Genomic DNA, 18,869 nt, shown 5'->3' with positions numbered 1-18,869 from the left:
TTTCCTTTTTATTTCATCTATTAATATATTATACTATATAATTCAAATTTTAAGACATTATTCTAACCTATTATAACGCAAAAAAGCAGCCCCACTAGGGGCTGCCTTTTCGTTTATCTTATTGCAAAGATGCTGCAATTTTTGTAAGGTTTTCATCCATACGTTCTAAGTATGTTTTATTATCTTCGTTGCTTTCGATAGTATAAATAGTTTCTACCTTAGCACCTACTTCTTGTGCCAAAGTTTTGGATACTTCTGGGCTAGCCATTTCTTCTGCAAAGATAGTAGTAATATGGTTTTCTTTAGCGTATTCGATGAGTTTAGCCAATTGTGCTGCATTAGGTTCACCTTCAGCAAATACATCTTCCACACTGTTTTGTTCTAAACCAAAATCACGGCATAGGTACGCAAATGCTGCATGGCCTGTAACAAAGTTTTTATGCGGAGCTTTAGCGAATTGCTCTTCATATTTTTTAATCATTGCATCTAATTTAGCAACGTATTCAGTATAATTCTTTTCATAATAATCCTTGTTTGCTGGGTCAACTTTTACAAGGGCATCCTTGATATTTTTCACTTCAATTTTAGCATTTTTCAAAGATAACCATGCATGAGGATCTTCTGCACCATGTTCTTTAATTTCTTCTGGGTCAGTATTTTTAATAGCTTCAACACCTTCAGTAGCTACAACAGATACGAGTTTATCATTTTTAGCTGCTTCGATAGCTTGTTTTGCCCAAGGCTCCATACCAAAACCGTTATACACAAATACTTGAGCTGTTGCCAGTTGTTTCATATTTTCAGGCTTCAACTCGAAATCATGTGGTTCTACGCCATCTGGTATAATAGTAGATACCTCTACCTTGTCACCACCAATAGCCTTTGTAAACTCAGCCATTGCATTAAAGCTTGTTACCACTTGGATTTTTTTACTTGCTTGTTCCTTCTGTGCACTCGGTGCATCATTGCCACAACCTGCAAATAAAGCAGCCATCATAATACCTACAACTAACAAAATCAGTTTCTTGATCATCGTAGTCCTCCTTTGTAAAAACCTGATCGCTATGCCTATACAGAATATAAACCATTCTTTAGTTGCAGTTGCGACTCAGTTGCATTTGTAATATAGTTATAGTATAAACTTACTTAGAATTTTGTCAATCAGAAATGTGGTTTTCATATGTTATCAATAGAACATCTTTATTTTTCCTATCAAGGTCAACCGCCTTATGTGCTAAACGACCTTAATTTACATATTCACAGTGGTGATTATATATCCATCGTTGGGGATAATGGGTGTGGTAAAAGTACCTTACTCCGTCTTATTTTAGGTTTTCTTACCCCTGTAAAGGGCTCTATCAAACGAGATACAAACAATATTCGGTACGTATCTCAGAAAAACGATTTCTCTCACGCAGGCTTTCCTATTACGGTAAAAGAAATCCTCGATTCCTACCGTAAACTTTTAAAGATTAAGGATAAACAGGAAGTCAATCGCGTATTAGAGCTTACCCATATGACAGAATTTAAAGACCGTCTCATCAGCAAACTTTCAGGTGGACAAGCTCAGCGTGTATCTATCGCCCGCGCCCTCATTGGTAAGCCTGACCTCATCATCCTCGATGAGCCTTCAACAGGTATCGATAGAAAAAGCCAAGAGGGCATCTATGCTCTACTTCGCAATTTGAACCAAGAGCACCTTATTACGATTATCTCTGTTGAGCACAATATCGAAATGGCTCTCGCCAACTCTACCAATATCTACCATATTGCAAATGGTCAAGGTCACCTTTGCTCCCCTGAGCAATATGCTAGTGAAATCATGCACAGTACGGGTCGCAATCCAATAGATCACAAAAACTGCTCCTGTTTCACAGATGTAACAATAGAAACTCAGGCTCAGGCTCAGGCTCAGGCTCAGGCCGATGATACCACAGTTGAGGAGGTGCGCCATGTTTAGTTATGATTTCATGCAAAATGCCTTCTTCGTAGCGATTTGTATTTCTCTTTTATGTCCATGTATTGGTATCTTCATGGTGCTACGCCGTTCCAGTATGATTGGCGATACCATGAGTCATGCATCGCTAGCAGGTATTACACTAGGTTTATTAACGAATACTAATCCAATTTTAGGAGCTTTTATCTTCACTGCCATCTGCGGTGCACTTATCGAGTTCTTGCGAAAATACTTCTCCCACCACCTCGATTTAATTCTAACTATCATCTTATCCCTCAGTATCGGTACTGCTATTACTCTCATTAGTTCAGGCAAACTAAAGGCTAACGCAAATGTATTCTTCTTTGGTAGCATCCTAACGGTAAACGCAACCGATATGATTAGCATTGCAGTGCTCACCATTTTATCAGTATTAACGCTATACTTTTTGTATAACTCCTTACTCTACATCGCTTACGATGAAGAAGCGGCTCGTGTAGCAGGTGTTAAAGTAGATTTTATCAACTATATCTTTGCTATCTTAATGGCTGCCGCCGTATCCATTTCTATTAAAATCGTTGGTGTTCTCGTATTGAGTGCCATGATTGCACTACCAGTAGCATCTGCATTACAATTAGAAAAAGGATTTAAAATAACTTTATTATGCTCCATTGGATTTAGCTTACTTGCCATGATCATCGGACTTTTTGGATCCTACTTCCTTAACGTAGCACCTGGTGGCTTCGTGTCCCTAACATCGGTAGGTATTTTACTGGTAGTGTTAGTCATTAAAAATATTCGCACCATCATACGACGCTTTCAGTTTAGTAGATAAGCTAAAACAATAATTTATATATTTAGGCATAAATATTATAGCTAGTTAGAGTAATATAACTAGTTAGAGTCAAATAATATAGCTAGTAGATTAAAAAATATATCTAACCAAATGCGATAGCATATTTGATATTTTATTAGCCATATAAGTCATTTAACTATACAGGTGTATAGCATGTTTAGTATTAAAATAGAATCGAAAGAGAGCTATGAATACAACAACTTGGCCAGAAGGCATAAAAAAGACCAAACAGCGCGAAGCCATTTGGTCTGTATTAACAACTACAGATAAACCCATTACAGCCCTTGAAATCGCAGAACGCTTAGGTGACGGTAGCACTACTTGGATGTCTACTATCTACCGTACACTTGAACTATTAGAAACTAAGGGTATCGTTACACGTACCACGCTCATGGGTAGTGATATGGCATATTATGAAATCACCCCTCATACACACCGCCACTATGCTGTATGTACGAGCTGTGGTGCCATGATACCTCTACATACCTGTCCCGTCGTAGAAATGCCTAAAGAACTCAGCGAAGCAGGATTTACTGTGACGGAACATCACTTAGAGATCGCTGGAATCTGTAGAAACTGTAAGGATAACAAAAAGGACGTAACACTGTAGTTACGTCCTTTAACGTTTTAGCGTATACTTTGGAATTAACCGTATTTAGCTTTCACCAATTACAGCATCAACGGAGCTACTACAAAACCGAGTGCTACGGAGATGGCAATAGCAAGTACGCCTGGAATGAAGAACGGATGGTTAAATACGAGTTTACCAATTCGCGTAGAGCCCGTATCGTCCATTTGTACAGCCCCCAAAAGTGTTGGATATGTAGGCAATACAAAGAGTGCAGATACAGCTGCAAAGGATGCGATAATAATGTAAACAGATCCTGTGTTCTCTGGTGTAATACCGAGAGCTAAAATTACAGCTGGTACCAAAGCTTGCGTAGTTGCCGCTTGACTATACAACAATGTACTTGCAAAGAAGAAAGCTACCGCCAATAGGAACGGATATGCTGTTACCATGCTAGAAGCGAGCGCTTTGATTTCAGGGATATGACCTTTTACAAAGGTATCGCCCAACCATGCTACACCTAGTACACAGACACAAGCGGATAAGCCAGATTTGAATGTACTTGTATTAACAAGTTCTGCTGTATCAAGCTTACAGAAAAATGTGATAGCAGCCGCAATAATCATCATAAAGCCGATGATAGCATCATTTCGACCAAAGATAACTGGTTTAATAAGACCAATATTTTTGGAAATTGCTGTTGCGTAGAATACGATACAAATGATACCAATCAAGAAAATCAATACAGAAGTTTTCCCACCAGGTTTTAAATGGAAATCAGTGCTTTTTTCACGAGGTGGCGCCACATGACCTGCCGCCAAACGTTCTTGATACACTGGATCAGAAGATAAATCATTATTCGCAAAGGTAGACATGATAAATGCCGTAATCATAACCCCTACAAATGTTGTGGAAATACAGATGGCGAGCAATGTAGGATAGTTAACACCATATGGCTCAAGGACCCCAGTCATAGCAACTACGGCTGCCGATACAGGACTCGCTGTGATACCAATTTGACTCGCTACAACGGCGATGGACAATGGCACAGATGGCTTAATATTTTCACTTTTCGCCACCTCTACGATTACTGGAATCATAGAGAATGCTGTATGACCAGTACCCGCTAAAATAGTTAAGAAATACGTAACAGTTGGTGCTAAATAGTTGATATGCTTAGGATTTTTACGCAAAATACTTTCAGCAATGCGCACCAAATAATCAAGACCGCCGGCTAACTGTAAGGCACAGATGGCTGCGATAGCAGACATGATAATCAGAATTACATCCCATGGAATCTGTCCCGGAAACATCCCCATACCAAGGCTTAACAACACAACCCCAAGGCCGCCAGCGTAACCGATGCCCATGCCACCTAGGCGAACACCGAGGAAGATGGCACCAAATAAAATAATAACTTGCATAATTACATAAATGTCCATACGATGACCTCCTTTATACATATATAGTATCATAGATATGCTAAATAATCATCGAGTTTTGTATAGTCTATAGTTTAAAATATAACGAAATTTCGATATGTTATGCAAAAAAACTACACCCCATTGCCTTAAACTACTAACAAAAGACAATAGGTGTAGCTTTTCAATAATTAATTTAGCATTATAAAATAATTGGGCGCATATCTTCAAGTATCCCCTCTTCCTCAGTGGCACGTTGGATACTTTCACCTACAATACGAACCATGTCCTCTAATTGTTCCACAGTCGATGCCAATGGAGGCATAAGGATAACCACGTCGCCAATAGGGCGGCAAATAAGACCTTGTTCACGGGCAAGGATTGCCACCTTAGCACCTACCGCATCATTTGGGCGATACGCTTCATGGGTGGACACATCTTTTTCAAGTTCAATACCTACAATGAGGCCCCGCTGACGAACCTCTTTAACATGTTTCAAAGATTTTATAGGTTCTAGAGCCTTTGTGAAAGCTTCTACTTTAGCAGGCAATTGTTCAATTACCTTTTCATCACGGAATACTTTCAAAGAAGCCAACGCAACGGCACAGGCCAAGGCATTACCAGTATAGGAGTGACCATGATAGAAGGTTTTCTTTTCCTCAAAGGTACCGAGGAATGCGTCGAATACGCGTTGTGTAGTCAATGTTGCCGCTAATGGAAGGTACCCACCAGTGATGCCTTTGGATAAGGTCATAAAATCTGGAGATACCCCTTCATGTTCGCAAGCAAAGAATTTGCCAGTTCGGCCAAAGCCAGTAGCTACTTCGTCAACGATGAGGAATACATCGTGTTGTTCTGTTAACTCACGAACTCGTTTCAAATAGCCGTGAGGCATTACGAGCATGCCCGCTGCTGCTTGCACCAATGGTTCCATAACAAGAGCTGTGATTTCATCACCTTCTTCGTTAAGGATACGTTCCAATTCAGTCAACGACTCTTCAAAAGCTTTATCTCGATCTGCCAAATCTCTATACACACCAGGGCTTGGCAATGTTAATGGTTTAAATAATAGATTATGGAATACTTGGTGGAATAATTGAATACCACCTACGGATACGGTACCTAATGTATCCCCATGATAGCCTGCATTGAGGGCAATGAACTTAGTCTTTTTCGTTTGCCCTACTTGTTGACGGTATTGGTACGCCATTTTAATAGCCACTTCGATAGCTGTACTGCCATCATCAGAGAGGAATACTTTATCTAAGCCTTCTGGAGCAAGCTCTACAAGTTCTTTACACAATTGTGCAGACGGAGGACTTACGAGGCCTAATAACGTGCTATGCGCAATTTTATCGATTTGATCCTTCAATGCTTGGTTCAATACAGGATGGTTGTGACCATGAATATTAACCCACAAAGAGGATACGCCATCGTAATACTTTTTACCGTTTTCATCGATGAGGTATACCCCCTCACCGCGTTCAATTACTACTGGTTCTTGTGCTAGCCAATCTTGCATTTGTGTAAATGGATGCCATACAAACTCGTGGTCCCATTGTGCTGCTTGTGAAAGCTGTTTCTCTGCCATTTTGTCACCTCATACTTACTAAGTTTTACAAACTATAACTCTCTATTACATATACCTTATATAAACTAAATTAAATTGCCCTATCTAAGGTATGCTAAATTACAAATTAAATATGTCTCAAAATCACTGTTAATATGTACTCAATATCACTGTTAATATATATTAAATTGCTATAGCTAATATAAAATCAGCCAATTATTATTTATAGACCTAATACTGTGTTCCATAATTCCTTAGAATCAATAAAAGATCGAGCCCAACCAAGTTGAACCTTGTGAATATCCGGTCCTTGATATGGCGGCACTACAGCTACTACAGGAACACCTGTGTAACGCTCCATATCTGCCACATTTGTTTTCAACAAAAACAGGTCTACAGCTGTTGTATCATTTACGATAATAGCTTTCACCTCGATACCATGCAACTTAGCATATTCGCAAGTCAAAACGGCACGATTAATAGATCCAAGGCGACCATCTGCTACAACAATAGCTGGTAATTTGATATCTTTCATAAAATCCGTGAAAGTTTTATCTCCATAGAGAGGGGTCGTGATACCGCCTGCACCTTCTACAAAGGTTATGTCATAGCGACTCACTACATCTAATGTATGTTCTACAAGGCCATCATAGTCAATCTCGATACCAGCCAATTCCGCTGCAAGGCGAGGTGAAAAATCACCGGCAATAGCATAAGGATTCACTTCATGACGACGAGATTCAGGAATACCTGCCGAGCGCATCAAATGTGTTGCATCTTTACTCTCAAGGCCAATATTATAATTATCCTCATCCATCGTCACACATTCAGGGAAAGGAACTGCACTAGAAGACACAGGTTTCACCATACCAACAGCAAAGCCATCGTCTACAGCCATCGCCCCCAATAACCCTGTCACAAACGTCTTACCTACATCTGTATCTGTACCGATTATAGAAATACCTAACTGCTTCATACAAAGCTCCTCTCAAGCGAATACTTACTGCCACATAGGTTAACTAATTTATATGATTAAGTTTACAATCTAATTACAATATACAGCGAAAAGGAATATATAGTCAACCTATTATTACTATTCAAGTTTACGATGCTATGACTCTATGGGGCCCGAATACATCGCTATATTTTAGCTAAAAAGCTGTGTCCCTAACCTCCGCGCTCCATAGTAAACTAAGTCGTACTTCGCTTAGGAACACAGCTTTTTATAACATTATCGCAATATTAGTCCCATAGAGTCACAGACCGCTATTTTGAATACGATAATAATAGGTTGGCTATATGGGAAAAGAGAAAGGGAATGGCTAAGCCATTCCCTTTCTCTTTTGATACAGTGAATTTTGTTTTATTGATTTATGGATAGACTCGATGGGACGAGTTCACAAATACAGTTATAAAAAGAGTGATAACTAACCAATTAGCGACTTAGCTTGCTTTGGAGCGTATAGGTTAATTATCGTTCTTTTTTACCTAAATGTACAAATCAACTTGGACTCCATCAAATCTTAGCCTAGATTTCGAGGTAGCGAAATTCGCCTGTATCAGGATCCATCATGCCCCCATAGAAACCCATCCCTTTTGGAAATAGTGGATGGTGGCGTAGGAAGTTAACTGTATAAATTACATTGTCTTCAGAGATATGGAATCGATCCATCCAGTCGATAAGGCCCGGTTCGATCATGCGAATAGCATCTTCACTGATACCTTTTGCTTTCATAGATTCCATGAATGTAGTAGCAGAAAAATCGATCATACCGCAGTTTTCATGACCGATAATTAGCACATCTTCAATTTCCATACCATAGGTAGCAACGAGCAAGCTTTGCACAATGTTATCGATAGGTTGTGTTACACTATTTCCTGCAGTTTTGATGACAATTATCTCACCTCGATTAAAGCCTAGTGCTTCTTCTAGCATACCTACTAAGCGGGTATCCATACAAGTTACGATGCCTAACTTTTTTGTAGGATGGCTTGTTAGCCCCGCCTTTGGTAGCTCAGGGTGTTGTTTCACATATTCTTTATTGGTTTCAATTATTTTTGTAATATCAATCATAAAGGTCCTCACTTTATATACTCTATTTCCACCTGAAATAGATTCTATTCATTATATACACCTTATTCATCACAAAACAAGTTTAAATTACAACTTATAAATTATTATTATGAATTTTACGATTATACAAAATCTTTAACTTAATAATATTAACTCCTATCTTATAATTTGTTTTTATTTATATAAATCATATAAAAACTTCAAAAATGCGATGAATATTCTGTATAATTCTGGCATATATGGTAGATTTAAAAACCCTTCCTATGGTACTATTAACACTATAGAAAGCAAACGCCACATGATACCGCATATGACGTGAACTGTATGTACAGTAAGGAGGTTTTATAATGGGTATCAATCAAAAAACGTTGCCAGGCATTTTACTCTGTGCCATTCTCGCTATTCCTTGTTGGCTACTAGGACAGCAATTTCATCTAGTAGGTAGTCCAATCTTTGCCATCATTTTAGGTATAATTATTGGTTCTATCTTTACCTCTTGGAAACGGGAAAAAACAGGTGCTGGCATTGGATTTACATCCAAAAAGATTTTACAGTGGGCCGTTATTTTGTTGGGCTTTGGTCTTAACATTACACAGATTCTACATGTAGGTTGGATTTCTTTACCTGTCATCATTTCTACCATCGCTACATCGTTAATCGTATCTTATGTTATTTATCGATTAACCCATATTGACTCTAACTCAGCTGTTCTCATCGGTGTTGGTTCATCCATTTGTGGTGGTTCCGCTATTGCTGCAGCGGCACCAGTTATTAAAGCTGAAGATCATGATATTGCACAAGCAATCTCTGTTGTATTCTTCTTCAATGTAGTAGCCGCCTTCGTATTTCCTCAATTAGGTGACGCCATTGGACTCTCTAACATGGGCTTTGGATTGTTCGCTGGTACTGCAGTTAACGATACTTCTTCTGTAACAGCAACAGCTGCTGTATGGGATAGTATGAAGGGTACGGGCACACAAGTTCTAGAATATGCTACTATCGTAAAACTAACACGTACCCTAGCTATCATTCCTATATGCTTAGGCCTCGCTAGTTATCAAGTATACAAAGCCAAGAAAAATGCCTCTCAGACAGATGGTGCAAACGTTAGTATTGCTAAGATTTTTCCAAGATTCGTTTTATACTTTGTACTTTGCTCCCTTATCACAACAGCATTATCCTATGCTAATGTAGATATTCAATTCTTGAGTATCTTCAAAACAATTTCTAAATACTTTATTACAATGGCCATGGTAGCAATCGGCCTTAATACAAATATTGTAAAATTATTAAAAACTGGCGGCTCTGCCCTTGCCTTAGGCGCTTGTTGCTGGATTGCTATCTCCGCTGTAAGCCTTATGGCACAACATATGATAGGTTTATGGTAGAAAATATACATATATTGTATATTATGTTATAATTATATATGAATAGAATAGTAAGAACCCCTCCAGTAATGGAGGGGTTTCGTGCTACTATTCACCTTATTAGTACTTTATCATACCATAGTCAGGAGGGTTAATATGTACTTCTTACAAGGACTTCTTGTCGGCCTCGCTACGTTTGCCCCTGTTGGCATGCAAAACCTCTTCATTATTAATACGGCCTTGGTGCAACCTGTCCGTCGCATTATATTGACGCTAATCATACTAGCGTTTTTTGACATGAGTTTAAGTGCTGCCGCCTTCTATGGTATTGGTACCGTTCTTGAAATGTGGCCACTCACAAAGCTTATAGTTCTCATCTTTGGGGGACTCCTCATTGTTTATATGGGCTTTAATATATTTAAAACTGAACCAGACATACGCAATGTGGACACGCATATTCCAATTAGAAAAATTATTGTCTCAGCCATTGCGGTATCATGGGGCAATCCTCAAGCCATTCTAGATGCGACAATGATGCTCGGTGCTTTTCAAGCTAATATTCCAAAAGAAAGCATCTACCACTTCTTCGCTGGTTTCTTGGTTATGACACCTATTTGGTTCGGTTCTCTAGCTACTACAATGCATCTACTAGCTAAAAAAATTAAAATTACTCATATGGCATGGATTAATCGTTTCTGTGGTTCAGTTCTCGTCATTTACGGTATCAAATTATGTATTGATGGCTTCATGATGTTAAGAGACTTTTTGTAAGGTTATACAAAGAAAAGTCTAAATCACTAATACCATCATAACTATATAAGAAAAATACAAATAGATGATGTACAGAAAAAGAAAAAAGTCGTTAGCAAGTTGCTAACGGCTTTTTCATTTATAATCTCATTTATAATTCTTCAAGTACCTGCCGGAACATATCTCTAAGAGCTACAATATACGAATTATTTTGATTTCGTTGCGATATAAAGTAGTAGTGGCGTTCCATAGGTTTACCATGATTCGTCAATACCTTACGTTCAATACCTGGCATAGGATCTGTTAAGTATTTAAAACAATCTAATAGTAATAGCCCTTGCTGCCCTGCAACCAAGTATCGTGCTTCTTCTAACGTACGAGCATAAGCGAAGGCACCATTATAACCTATGGCTTTGCGATAGTGTTCCTCTTCAGACAAGGTATATTTCCCGCGACACAATAAAATAAGTGGTAAATCATCGATATGCTTTAGTTCTACACAATCTTCATTAGTATATCCTTGTGGTACCTCTATAAATGTAGTGGCTTTATCAATTAAATGACTTTCAAAATCATCAGATAAAATTTGCCATTGATCATTAAATACTACATCTACACGACGATCGCTGAGCATGCCATATAGCTCTTCATGACTGCCGCTGTACATACGAATATCTAAATTTTTATAACGCTTTGCCATGCGAATCACAGTTTGCTGCATAGCAATCCCACTATAACGGTTCAAATAGCCAATGCGCAAACTCACCCGTGCATCTGTACCAATGCGTGTCGTTTCTACCTTAATATCATGGAACCGTTCTAATAGCTTCTTACCAGATCGATATAAATATTGTCCTGCTGGTGTTAGATGAAAACTTCGTTTCTCTCGAACCATTAATTCAACACCAAGGCTATTTTCAAGAGCTTTAATTTGCTGAGATATAGCAGATTGAGATACATATTGCTCTGTTGCGGCTTGTGTAAAACTATTATTATCTACTACACATACAAAATACTCTAATTGTTTTAATAACATAACGATGCACTCTCATCTCTCTTACGGATTAGACAAATCAATACCTTTGAAACATTTCGCAACATACAGCCCCATATTGGAGTTTGCTATACGTTTTCTCTACATAGTATCTTACATAGAATCTATAGTATCTATCGATCCTCTACATAATACTAAATATATTTAACTATGTCTAAAACGGTGAAAGCAGATCAGCTATGATGATTAACTTTCACTAGGAATAACTAAACTACGATAAATAAACAGGGCCGCTACAAAGAATATAGCTGCTGTAGACCAAAAGACCGCCCCATACCCAAAGGCGCGAGCAATCATACCACTAAGGACAGGCCCCAATACATTTCCCATCATGGCTACACTGGACACCGCACCAAATACGATACCTCGGCGCTCAATAGGAACAGCCTTGGATATGAGCGTATTGGCAATCGGTGTAATAAAGCCCATGAAAAATCCTGCAATGGCACGGAATATGCCAAGGCCCCATATACTAGGCATTATATATTGAAGTATAAACAAAGTCCCTACAGCCCATGTAGCAGTAAAAACAATACGAGGCATGGTTAAACGTTCTGTTATCTTGCCAATGGAGATTGAGGCTAAAGCACTAAACAAACCAGCGCCAAAGATGATTATACCAACAATAGTGGCTACAAACTCATCATTCATATGCATATAGTGCTTAATGTATAGTGGTAAAATGGGGCCAATACCGGTAATACCAAAATTACATAGAAACAATAGCCCTACCAAAAGGCGAACACGAGGTATGACCAAAAAGGATTTAATTAGAGACAGCTGCGACTCTCTAGCATCTACCTTATGCTCAAACTGTAGATTAGGCATGAATAGATAAATCCCTAACATACAAAGCCCTGTTAAGGCTGAGAACATAATAAATGGTGCGCGATAACCTAATAAATCAGCCGCCAGCCCACCCATGAGTGGTCCAAAAACGAGGCCCATAACCATGGAGGCTTGATATAAACCCATTGCCCAAGGTACCTTATCCTCAGGGGTTATGAGAATAATAATAGCCAAGCCTATCGGAACATATCCCCCCACCACGCCTTGCAAGATACGTAACATCAATAACTGCCATGGTGTTTGTGTAAAAGCACAGGCACCGACCGTAACCATCAGGGTAAACAAGATGAACATCATTACCTTACGTGGACCAAGCTGATTTGCCTTACGCGACCAATAGGGAGCACTAAGAGCCACCATACAAGGTGTTACACCTGATACAAGACCTGCCCACATGGCCGCTTCTCCTGGATCATGAAGACCTAGCTCAGCTAAAAATAACGGAAGGAAGGATAATACACCGATAATTGTTATACCCCCACCAACCTGTATAGTACAGATTAGGTATATAATTCGTTTCCAAGAAGAATCCATAATATCCTTCTTTCCTATTTGAAATTACCTATAAAGGTAGTAATATACATATCGATATGAGCTAAAGTATACTATAATACAAAAGAAATGTTTATAGAACAGATTTTTATTCTTACCTCAAAAGAATGCAACAGCATATATTTACATAAATCCATAGAATATATACTTATGATTCTATTGTATCGCAAACGACAAAAAAAGACCATCGCTTATACCCATTAGGGCCAGAGATGGTCTCTTTTATCATGTGGTTCCCCTACTTTTACTAAAGAAAGAGATGCCTACAATATATTATTTTTGTTTGAACATCCAATAAATATAGTAAATAACAAGCGCATAAGTTACTACGTCAAATACAGGCAAGAATGGTACCATTTTAGATAAACGGCCAAATCCATGAACATGGATATTTGCCGCAATAATGGCAATTAGATTCAAGCGATGAATCCAGATTGCTTTTTTACGGGATACAGATTTTGCCATATTGCCTACCCAAGGTGTTAAGTATAATACCGCAAAGATAAGAGCAATAAACATAGCCACAAGGGAGATATAACCGCCCCAGAAGCCTAAGAAGGATTTCAAAGCTTTCAAGAAGTATACATACCAGTGTGCACATACGAGAACAACACTAACAATACCTACGATGCGATGAATTTCAAACATTTCTTTTGGATTATATCGTTTGATAAACCATTTTGGTTTTGTTGCAATGTATGTTAATACAAGCCATGCCACATAAGGAATAAGTCCTAAGTGAACCTTCCAGTTGCCGAATGGTCTACCACCTGTTACATAACCATATTCCACCATACCCATAAATATTAGGGATAAAACTGCAATCCAAATTAAAATATGGTATTTACTCTTAAACTGTTTTTTTACAACTTCTGCCATAATAAACCTCTCTATGTCCTATACGATCTACAAGTATACATCTAGTTTGGCCTAATGTAGCATGCTAATAAAACACTCTCACCCTATAGCATTTTACTTAGAACTAATTACTGATTAAATTAGAATCCAATTATTACATTAGAATTTGAAGTTAAGATCCGCACGATAGTAATCATTTACGCGACTGCCTTCTTGTGTTTTAGCATTGAAACCGTAGTATGCATTAATGCCGATATTTTTCTCTGGTGCATAAGATGCGCCCAACTCCCACGCCTTATAACCTTCAAAACGCATTGTTTTTTGTAAATCATTAGATTCGTATTTTTGTGTTTTGAAAATCGGTGCATTTTTAGCTTGATCGTAGTAATCTAAGCCTACTACCCAAGAGTTCTTTTTATCAATTTTGTAGTTGCCCCATTTAGCACCTACATTCCAAATATCAGAATCACTCAAGCCTGATGCTTTAACCCACTCACCGTGAACATCAAGTTTACCTACATTATATTTCGCATTGAAGCCATATACATTATCAAAGTCATTATTTTTCTTGCCATTACCCATGCGTACATTCGCTGTACCAACATGAGCAAGCATACCACCAAAGCTAAAGCGATCATTTACAGCCACATTAGCATTCACAATGCCTACATCGCCGTTATTTTCCTTGGATACTTTTGCAAAGCGGCCTGCTGTCATATAACCATAGCCACCGTTTAATGTCACTTTTTTACCAAGCTTAGCTGTAGCGCCTACCCCATCAAAGTTGGAGTTATAAATGAGACCACCGCCAAATTTTTGAGTATAGCGACCCGCATCGACCACAACATTTTTACCGAACTTGTGCTCTACGTATGCCAAATCCCAATTAGCTTGTGCCTCTTTAGAGCTATCACCTAGCTCAATAGAACCTGTAGTAATACGAGCTTTAACAGAGGTATTTTTATTAACCTTTGCATCGAGACCTAGACGTACACGAGCTGTGATCTTATCTTCGTAATCATAACCATCGCCACCCTCTTTACCGATGTAGTTGATACGAGCATCACCAGTAACTTTTACATTGCCTACGCGGTCTTCCAATTTAGCTACACGCACACCAAGTGTATTCAATTCATTGGAAAATTCATCCGCCAAGCGATTTAACATAGCTTGTTGTTCCGCATTTGCCCGATCTTGATTAGCCATACCTTTCGCAATCATTTGAGCCATTTCGTAACGCGTAATATTATTTTGACCTTTGAAAGTACCATCAGGATATCCATTGATAATACCAGCTGTAGCTAATTGATCTACTGCTTGATAAGCCCAGCTATCAGAAGGGACATCGGAAAATGGGTTAACAGCAAAAGCTGTAGCCACACCCATCATGGCAGCCACTGCAAAAGCACTGGTCATTTTACGTTTAATCATACTAAACCTCACACAATAAAATAACAGAAATAAAAATAACAAGAATAAAAATGAACAGACAATGAATTTACGAACCTAATTATCATTATCATGTTTAACATACAGATAATAACAATTTTTATTATATGAGTAAAGGAAAAATGTATATCAATCTCACAATCATTTATGACTCAAACTGATAATATCCTATGTTAATTTACTAGAAACTATAAATGTAACGAAAAATCCCTTCTGCATGATACAGAAGGGATTCTAGTAATTCATATTATTTCTTTTTAAACATCAAGTAAATGCAGTAAAGAACGAGACCGTATGTAATGATATCAAGCACTTGTAAAAATGGCACCATTTTAGAAATACGATTAAAACCATGAATATGAATATCTGCAGCAACTAGGGCTGTCATATACCTCTCGAAAATAATACCTAAAAAATTCAATCTATACGATATAGTTTATCATTTAAATCGAATTTTGTAGATTACTTATATTAGATACGTAGTATATATTATAAGAATAATTCTAAATTAAAATGCCTATTATAGTAATTCTAAGTTTATTACAATGAATAAATTTTTTCTCTACAGAGAATACATTGTAATCTACTAATACAGAATCGGTAAATAAAAAGCCCCTCATAGTTGTGAGCATATGCTTTCACCACTACAAGGGGCCATAGATTAATAAATCCTATTATATATAGGCATACAAATTAATCATCATCCTAATTATTTTTGATCCCGTTTACGATATACGATGAACGGACGTGTTAAATAGTTGAGTGGAACACTCAAGCAGTGTACCAAACGGCTGAATGGGAAGATAATAGCAACCACCATCCATGCCAACATATGGAATTTAAACATGAATGGTACACCTTCCATCAAGGATGGATCCGGCATAAAGGATAGTAAGCTACGGAACCACGGGCCGATGGATACACGGTAATCAAAGAAACCAGATGCATTAAGCAATGTACCAGCCATACCGCTGAAAATAGCTAATGTTAAGAACAAATATAACCATTTATCAAGGCCAGATGTGTTAACTTTCATAGCAGGCACAGTAAAGCGGCGTTTCATCAAGAGCAAGAAGCCTACGATGAAGATAATACCAGCTACAGCACCCATATATAACGCACCTTCATGGTACATATGGTCATTAATACCAATAGCAGCAGTCCAAGTTTTAGGAATTAATACACCTACTACGTGACCGCCGATAACGCATAGCAAGCCAAAGTGGAACAATGGATTAGCAATGCGCAATTGTTTTTTCTCTAAAAATTCACTCGATTTTGTAGTCCAGTTTCTTTCAAAGTAGAAGAAACGAACCAAAGTACCTACGATTAAGAAGGTGAAAGCGATGTAAGGCAACGCGCCCCAAAGGAATAGATTCATCGTGCACCGTCCTCCAATCCATTTGCAACAGACAAGATAATATCAAACAAGAATGCATAAGGCAGTTTAGCCTCAATGAAGCGTTCCCTAATGTATTCCAATTTTGGCTTACAATAGTCGTAAATTTCTTTTGATTTTTCTTCATCGATAACAGCACAGAGTTCAAGAAGTGCTGGAATGTAATCCGGCATTTCTTTTGGCAAATCATAGTCGTTTTCGAGGAAGAAAGCTTTAAATTTTACGAGTTCTTCCGCTTGCTCCCCTGTACCTTGTAACTCATAGGTCGATAAATACATGGTTGTATTTTGACTAAAATCAAAGGTACGAACATATTGGTCTTCGAATTCTTTTTTATCGGATTCCTCTATATAGTCGAAGAATTCTAATAAGCCTTGGCGAAGTTGAGGATGCCCAACGGATTGGGCGTCCTCTCTCCATTCAGGTAATTCGTTATACCATTGTTCATCAGGATAGCGCAGAAGAAATGACGCAATAAGAGCGATTTTCTGAGCATCCTTCATTATTGACATCCCCCTGTAGGGCAAGCAAATCCGCGATTTTGTTGCATTTCTAGGCGACCTTCGCGAGATACTTTAACATCAGATGGGATAACAAAGCGATCATTGTATTTGGACAATGCCAACAATTTGTACATAGCGTACATTTGATCTTCTGTTAAATCAACTTTATGTTCGATAGGACCATCGCCTGTTTCACGACGGCGCATATATTCACGCATGTCGAGAACACGTTGCAATGTACGAGCTAAGATGTCTGTATTACCTGCTGTAAACAAGTTAGCAAGGTATTGTACAGGCACGCGCATTTCGTGTGCATCTGGCAAGTATACATCAGATGTTACACGTTGCAAGATTGGGCTGAGCGGTGGCACATACCAAACCATTGGCAATGTACGATACTCAGGATGCAATGGCAATGCCACGCCCCACTCTTTTACAAGTTTGTATACAGGAGATTTTTGAGCTGCTTTAATCCATGCCTCAGAGATGCCTTCAGCACGAGCCGCTTTAATAACTTCTGAATCATGAGGATCCAAGATTAATTCTACTGTATTTTCGTAAATATCTTGTTCATTTTTTGTAGCTGCCATTTCTTCGACTTTGTCCATGTCGTAGAACACAACACCTACGTAGCGCATACGACCTACGCAAGTTTCAGCGCAGATTTGAGGCAAACCATTTTCCAAACGTGGGTAACAGAATACGCATTTTTCTGCTTTATTTGTTTCCCAGTTGTAGAAGATTTTTTTGTATGGGCAAGATGGAACACAATGTCTCCAACCGCGACATACATCTTGAGATACGAGAACTACACCATCTTCATCGCGTTTGTAGATGGCGCCAGATGGACATGCCGCTACACACGCAGGGTTCAAGCAGTGGTTACAAAGACGTGGCAAGTAACGCATGAATACTTCTTCGTAGTCAAATACGATATCTTCGCCCATCTTAGCTAAGTTCACGTCGGAACGAGCATGTTGACCACCTGCTAAATCATCATCCCAGTTAGGGCCCCAAGTAACTTCCATTTTTTGTTTCGTTACAAGAGAACGAGGACGAGCAACTGGTTGGTTATTTTTACGACCACCATGAATCAATGTTTCATAGTCGTAAGTCCAAGGTTCGAAGTAATCCTTCAATTCTGGTTGTTCAGGATGGAAGAATAATTTCATCAAACGGTTTGTTTTAGAACCTGTAGAAAGAGCCAATTTGCCAGAGTTATCTAATGTCCAGCCACCTTTCCATTTTTCTTGGTCCTCCCAATGACGTGGGTAACCTACGCCTGGGCGAGTTTCCACGTTATTAAAGTACATATATTCCGCGCCTTCGCGGTTCGTCCATGTATTTTTACAAGTGATAGAGCATGTATGACAACCCAAACACTTATCCAAATTTAGGACCATAGATACTTGAGCCTTAATCTTCAAGCCAATCTACCTCCTTCATTTTACGAGCCACAATTGTCATATCACGTTGGTTACCAGTTGGGCCATAGTAGTTAAAGCCATAGCTCAATTGGCCATAACCGCCGATCATGTGTGTCGGCTTCATGTGAATATGAGTTGGTGCATTATGCGTACCACCGCGTTGTTTCTTAACCTTCGCGCCAGGAACGTTAATATGACGGTCTTGGGAATGGTGCATATAGGAAATACCGCGAGGA

The 18,869-nt window shown here is 38.6% G+C and carries 18 protein-coding genes and 1 pseudogene; 5 read left to right on the top strand and 14 right to left on the bottom strand.

The window, feature by feature from the left end; translation table 11 throughout:
* Nucleotides 1-118: 118 nt before the first annotated feature.
* Complete coding sequence (locus HMPREF1865_RS04740) at nucleotides 119-1,033, bottom strand: metal ABC transporter substrate-binding protein (RefSeq protein ID WP_060919378.1); 915 nt, start codon at nucleotides 1,031-1,033, stop codon at nucleotides 119-121.
* A 147-nt stretch (nucleotides 1,034-1,180) separates the two neighbouring features.
* Between HMPREF1865_RS04740 and HMPREF1865_RS04735 the strand changes: the two genes are divergently transcribed.
* The 3 genes from HMPREF1865_RS04735 (at nucleotide 1,181) to HMPREF1865_RS04725 (ending at nucleotide 3,402) form a co-directional block, all read left to right on the top strand.
* Entirely contained in the window at nucleotides 1,181-1,960 is a 780-nt protein-coding gene (locus tag HMPREF1865_RS04735; protein WP_060919377.1) for a metal ABC transporter ATP-binding protein, read from the top strand.
* On the top strand, nucleotides 1,953-2,771 hold the full coding sequence (locus HMPREF1865_RS04730) for a metal ABC transporter permease (RefSeq protein ID WP_004693987.1): 819 nt from the start codon (nucleotides 1,953-1,955) through the stop codon (nucleotides 2,769-2,771). Before HMPREF1865_RS04735 ends, HMPREF1865_RS04730 begins: the two co-directional genes overlap by 8 nt.
* 208 nt (nucleotides 2,772-2,979) lie before the next feature.
* Nucleotides 2,980-3,402 carry a Fur family transcriptional regulator gene (locus tag HMPREF1865_RS04725; protein WP_060919376.1) on the top strand — a complete coding sequence of 141 codons (423 nt, stop codon included), beginning with the start codon at nucleotides 2,980-2,982 and terminating at the stop codon, nucleotides 3,400-3,402.
* 59 nt (nucleotides 3,403-3,461) lie between these two features.
* Here HMPREF1865_RS04725 and HMPREF1865_RS04720 read toward each other — a convergent pair whose 3' ends face one another.
* The 4 genes from HMPREF1865_RS04720 to HMPREF1865_RS04705 all read right to left on the bottom strand — a co-directional run bounded on the left by HMPREF1865_RS04720 (nucleotide 3,462) and on the right by HMPREF1865_RS04705 (nucleotide 8,425).
* Nucleotides 3,462-4,802 (bottom strand): anaerobic C4-dicarboxylate transporter, encoded by a 1,341-nt coding sequence (locus HMPREF1865_RS04720; protein ID WP_060919375.1) that lies wholly within the window; start codon nucleotides 4,800-4,802, stop codon nucleotides 3,462-3,464.
* 181 nt (nucleotides 4,803-4,983) lie between these two features.
* Entirely contained in the window at nucleotides 4,984-6,372 is a 1,389-nt protein-coding gene (gene bioA / locus HMPREF1865_RS04715) for an adenosylmethionine--8-amino-7-oxononanoate transaminase (RefSeq protein WP_008603034.1), read from the bottom strand.
* A gap of 202 nt (nucleotides 6,373-6,574) precedes the next feature.
* Nucleotides 6,575-7,327: a dethiobiotin synthase gene (gene bioD, locus HMPREF1865_RS04710; RefSeq protein ID WP_004693998.1), complete on the bottom strand. Its 753-nt coding sequence runs from the start codon at nucleotides 7,325-7,327 to the stop codon at nucleotides 6,575-6,577.
* Between the two features lie 552 nt (nucleotides 7,328-7,879).
* Nucleotides 7,880-8,425 carry a beta-class carbonic anhydrase gene (locus HMPREF1865_RS04705; protein ID WP_012863820.1) on the bottom strand — a complete coding sequence of 182 codons (546 nt, stop codon included), beginning with the start codon at nucleotides 8,423-8,425 and terminating at the stop codon, nucleotides 7,880-7,882.
* Between the two features lie 347 nt (nucleotides 8,426-8,772).
* Between HMPREF1865_RS04705 and HMPREF1865_RS04700 the strand changes: the two genes are divergently transcribed.
* A complete protein-coding gene (locus HMPREF1865_RS04700; RefSeq protein WP_060919374.1) occupies nucleotides 8,773-9,813 on the top strand; it encodes a YeiH family protein in 1,041 nt (346 codons plus the stop codon).
* A gap of 135 nt (nucleotides 9,814-9,948) precedes the next feature.
* A complete protein-coding gene (locus HMPREF1865_RS04695; RefSeq protein ID WP_060919373.1) occupies nucleotides 9,949-10,563 on the top strand; it encodes a LysE/ArgO family amino acid transporter in 615 nt (204 codons plus the stop codon).
* 130 nt (nucleotides 10,564-10,693) lie between these two features.
* On the opposite strand, the gene HMPREF1865_RS04690 is transcribed toward HMPREF1865_RS04695, so the two are convergent.
* The 9 genes and pseudogenes from HMPREF1865_RS04690 to HMPREF1865_RS04655 form a co-directional block, all read right to left on the bottom strand.
* Nucleotides 10,694-11,578 (bottom strand): LysR family transcriptional regulator, encoded by an 885-nt coding sequence (locus tag HMPREF1865_RS04690; protein WP_021147672.1) that lies wholly within the window; start codon nucleotides 11,576-11,578, stop codon nucleotides 10,694-10,696.
* 204 nt (nucleotides 11,579-11,782) lie between these two features.
* Nucleotides 11,783-12,979, bottom strand: coding sequence for an MFS transporter (locus HMPREF1865_RS04685; RefSeq protein WP_060919372.1), 1,197 nt, complete (start codon nucleotides 12,977-12,979; stop codon nucleotides 11,783-11,785).
* A gap of 291 nt (nucleotides 12,980-13,270) precedes the next feature.
* A complete protein-coding gene (locus tag HMPREF1865_RS04680; RefSeq protein WP_060919371.1) occupies nucleotides 13,271-13,876 on the bottom strand; it encodes a hypothetical protein in 606 nt (201 codons plus the stop codon).
* A gap of 138 nt (nucleotides 13,877-14,014) precedes the next feature.
* On the bottom strand, nucleotides 14,015-15,286 hold the full coding sequence (locus tag HMPREF1865_RS04675) for a putative porin (protein WP_060919370.1): 1,272 nt from the start codon (nucleotides 15,284-15,286) through the stop codon (nucleotides 14,015-14,017).
* A 265-nt stretch (nucleotides 15,287-15,551) separates the two neighbouring features.
* Nucleotides 15,552-15,692, bottom strand: a pseudogene (locus HMPREF1865_RS09565) (hypothetical protein); the annotation flags it as partial.
* Nucleotides 15,693-16,013: 321 nt separating this feature from the next.
* Nucleotides 16,014-16,685: a respiratory nitrate reductase subunit gamma gene (gene narI, locus HMPREF1865_RS04670; RefSeq protein WP_060919369.1), complete on the bottom strand. Its 672-nt coding sequence runs from the start codon at nucleotides 16,683-16,685 to the stop codon at nucleotides 16,014-16,016.
* Entirely contained in the window at nucleotides 16,682-17,206 is a 525-nt protein-coding gene (gene narJ / locus HMPREF1865_RS04665; RefSeq protein WP_060919368.1) for a nitrate reductase molybdenum cofactor assembly chaperone, read from the bottom strand. The genes narI and narJ overlap by 4 nt, the downstream gene beginning before the upstream one ends.
* Nucleotides 17,206-18,633: a nitrate reductase subunit beta gene (gene narH, locus HMPREF1865_RS04660; protein WP_060919367.1), complete on the bottom strand. Its 1,428-nt coding sequence runs from the start codon at nucleotides 18,631-18,633 to the stop codon at nucleotides 17,206-17,208. The genes narJ and narH overlap by 1 nt, the downstream gene beginning before the upstream one ends.
* The coding region (locus HMPREF1865_RS04655; RefSeq protein WP_196484504.1) for a hypothetical protein at nucleotides 18,623-18,869 on the bottom strand (247 nt) is incomplete at its 5' end. The genes HMPREF1865_RS04655 and narH, both read right to left, overlap by 11 nt.

This window comes from Veillonella parvula (assembly GCF_001553335.1).
GTDB classification, from domain to species: domain Bacteria; phylum Bacillota; class Negativicutes; order Veillonellales; family Veillonellaceae; genus Veillonella; species Veillonella parvula_S.
Note: the sequence above shows the minus strand (reverse complement) of the source record. Positions and strands in the feature narration are given on the sequence as shown.

What these genes read in the sequence shown, in the direction of transcription:
- HMPREF1865_RS04675 (WP_060919370.1), bottom strand. Translation starts at nt 15,286, where the DNA reads ATGATTAAACGTAAAATGACCAGTGCTTTTGCAGTGGCTGCCATGATG.
- HMPREF1865_RS04730 (WP_004693987.1), top strand. Translation starts at nt 1,953, where the DNA reads ATGTTTAGTTATGATTTCATGCAAAATGCCTTCTTCGTAGCGATTTGT.
- narI (WP_060919369.1), bottom strand. Translation starts at nt 16,685, where the DNA reads ATGAATCTATTCCTTTGGGGCGCGTTGCCTTACATCGCTTTCACCTTC.
- HMPREF1865_RS04720 (WP_060919375.1), bottom strand. Translation starts at nt 4,802, where the DNA reads ATGGACATTTATGTAATTATGCAAGTTATTATTTTATTTGGTGCCATC.
- HMPREF1865_RS04740 (WP_060919378.1), bottom strand. Translation starts at nt 1,033, where the DNA reads ATGATCAAGAAACTGATTTTGTTAGTTGTAGGTATTATGATGGCTGCT.
- HMPREF1865_RS04700 (WP_060919374.1), top strand. Translation starts at nt 8,773, where the DNA reads ATGGGTATCAATCAAAAAACGTTGCCAGGCATTTTACTCTGTGCCATT.
- HMPREF1865_RS04695 (WP_060919373.1), top strand. Translation starts at nt 9,949, where the DNA reads ATGTACTTCTTACAAGGACTTCTTGTCGGCCTCGCTACGTTTGCCCCT.
- HMPREF1865_RS04735 (WP_060919377.1), top strand. Translation starts at nt 1,181, where the DNA reads ATGTTATCAATAGAACATCTTTATTTTTCCTATCAAGGTCAACCGCCT.
- HMPREF1865_RS04725 (WP_060919376.1), top strand. Translation starts at nt 2,980, where the DNA reads ATGAATACAACAACTTGGCCAGAAGGCATAAAAAAGACCAAACAGCGC.
- HMPREF1865_RS04705 (WP_012863820.1), bottom strand. Translation starts at nt 8,425, where the DNA reads ATGATTGATATTACAAAAATAATTGAAACCAATAAAGAATATGTGAAA.
- HMPREF1865_RS04690 (WP_021147672.1), bottom strand. Translation starts at nt 11,578, where the DNA reads ATGTTATTAAAACAATTAGAGTATTTTGTATGTGTAGTAGATAATAAT.
- bioA (WP_008603034.1), bottom strand. Translation starts at nt 6,372, where the DNA reads ATGGCAGAGAAACAGCTTTCACAAGCAGCACAATGGGACCACGAGTTT.
- HMPREF1865_RS04680 (WP_060919371.1), bottom strand. Translation starts at nt 13,876, where the DNA reads ATGGCAGAAGTTGTAAAAAAACAGTTTAAGAGTAAATACCATATTTTA.
- narJ (WP_060919368.1), bottom strand. Translation starts at nt 17,206, where the DNA reads ATGAAGGATGCTCAGAAAATCGCTCTTATTGCGTCATTTCTTCTGCGC.
- HMPREF1865_RS04685 (WP_060919372.1), bottom strand. Translation starts at nt 12,979, where the DNA reads ATGGATTCTTCTTGGAAACGAATTATATACCTAATCTGTACTATACAG.
- bioD (WP_004693998.1), bottom strand. Translation starts at nt 7,327, where the DNA reads ATGAAGCAGTTAGGTATTTCTATAATCGGTACAGATACAGATGTAGGT.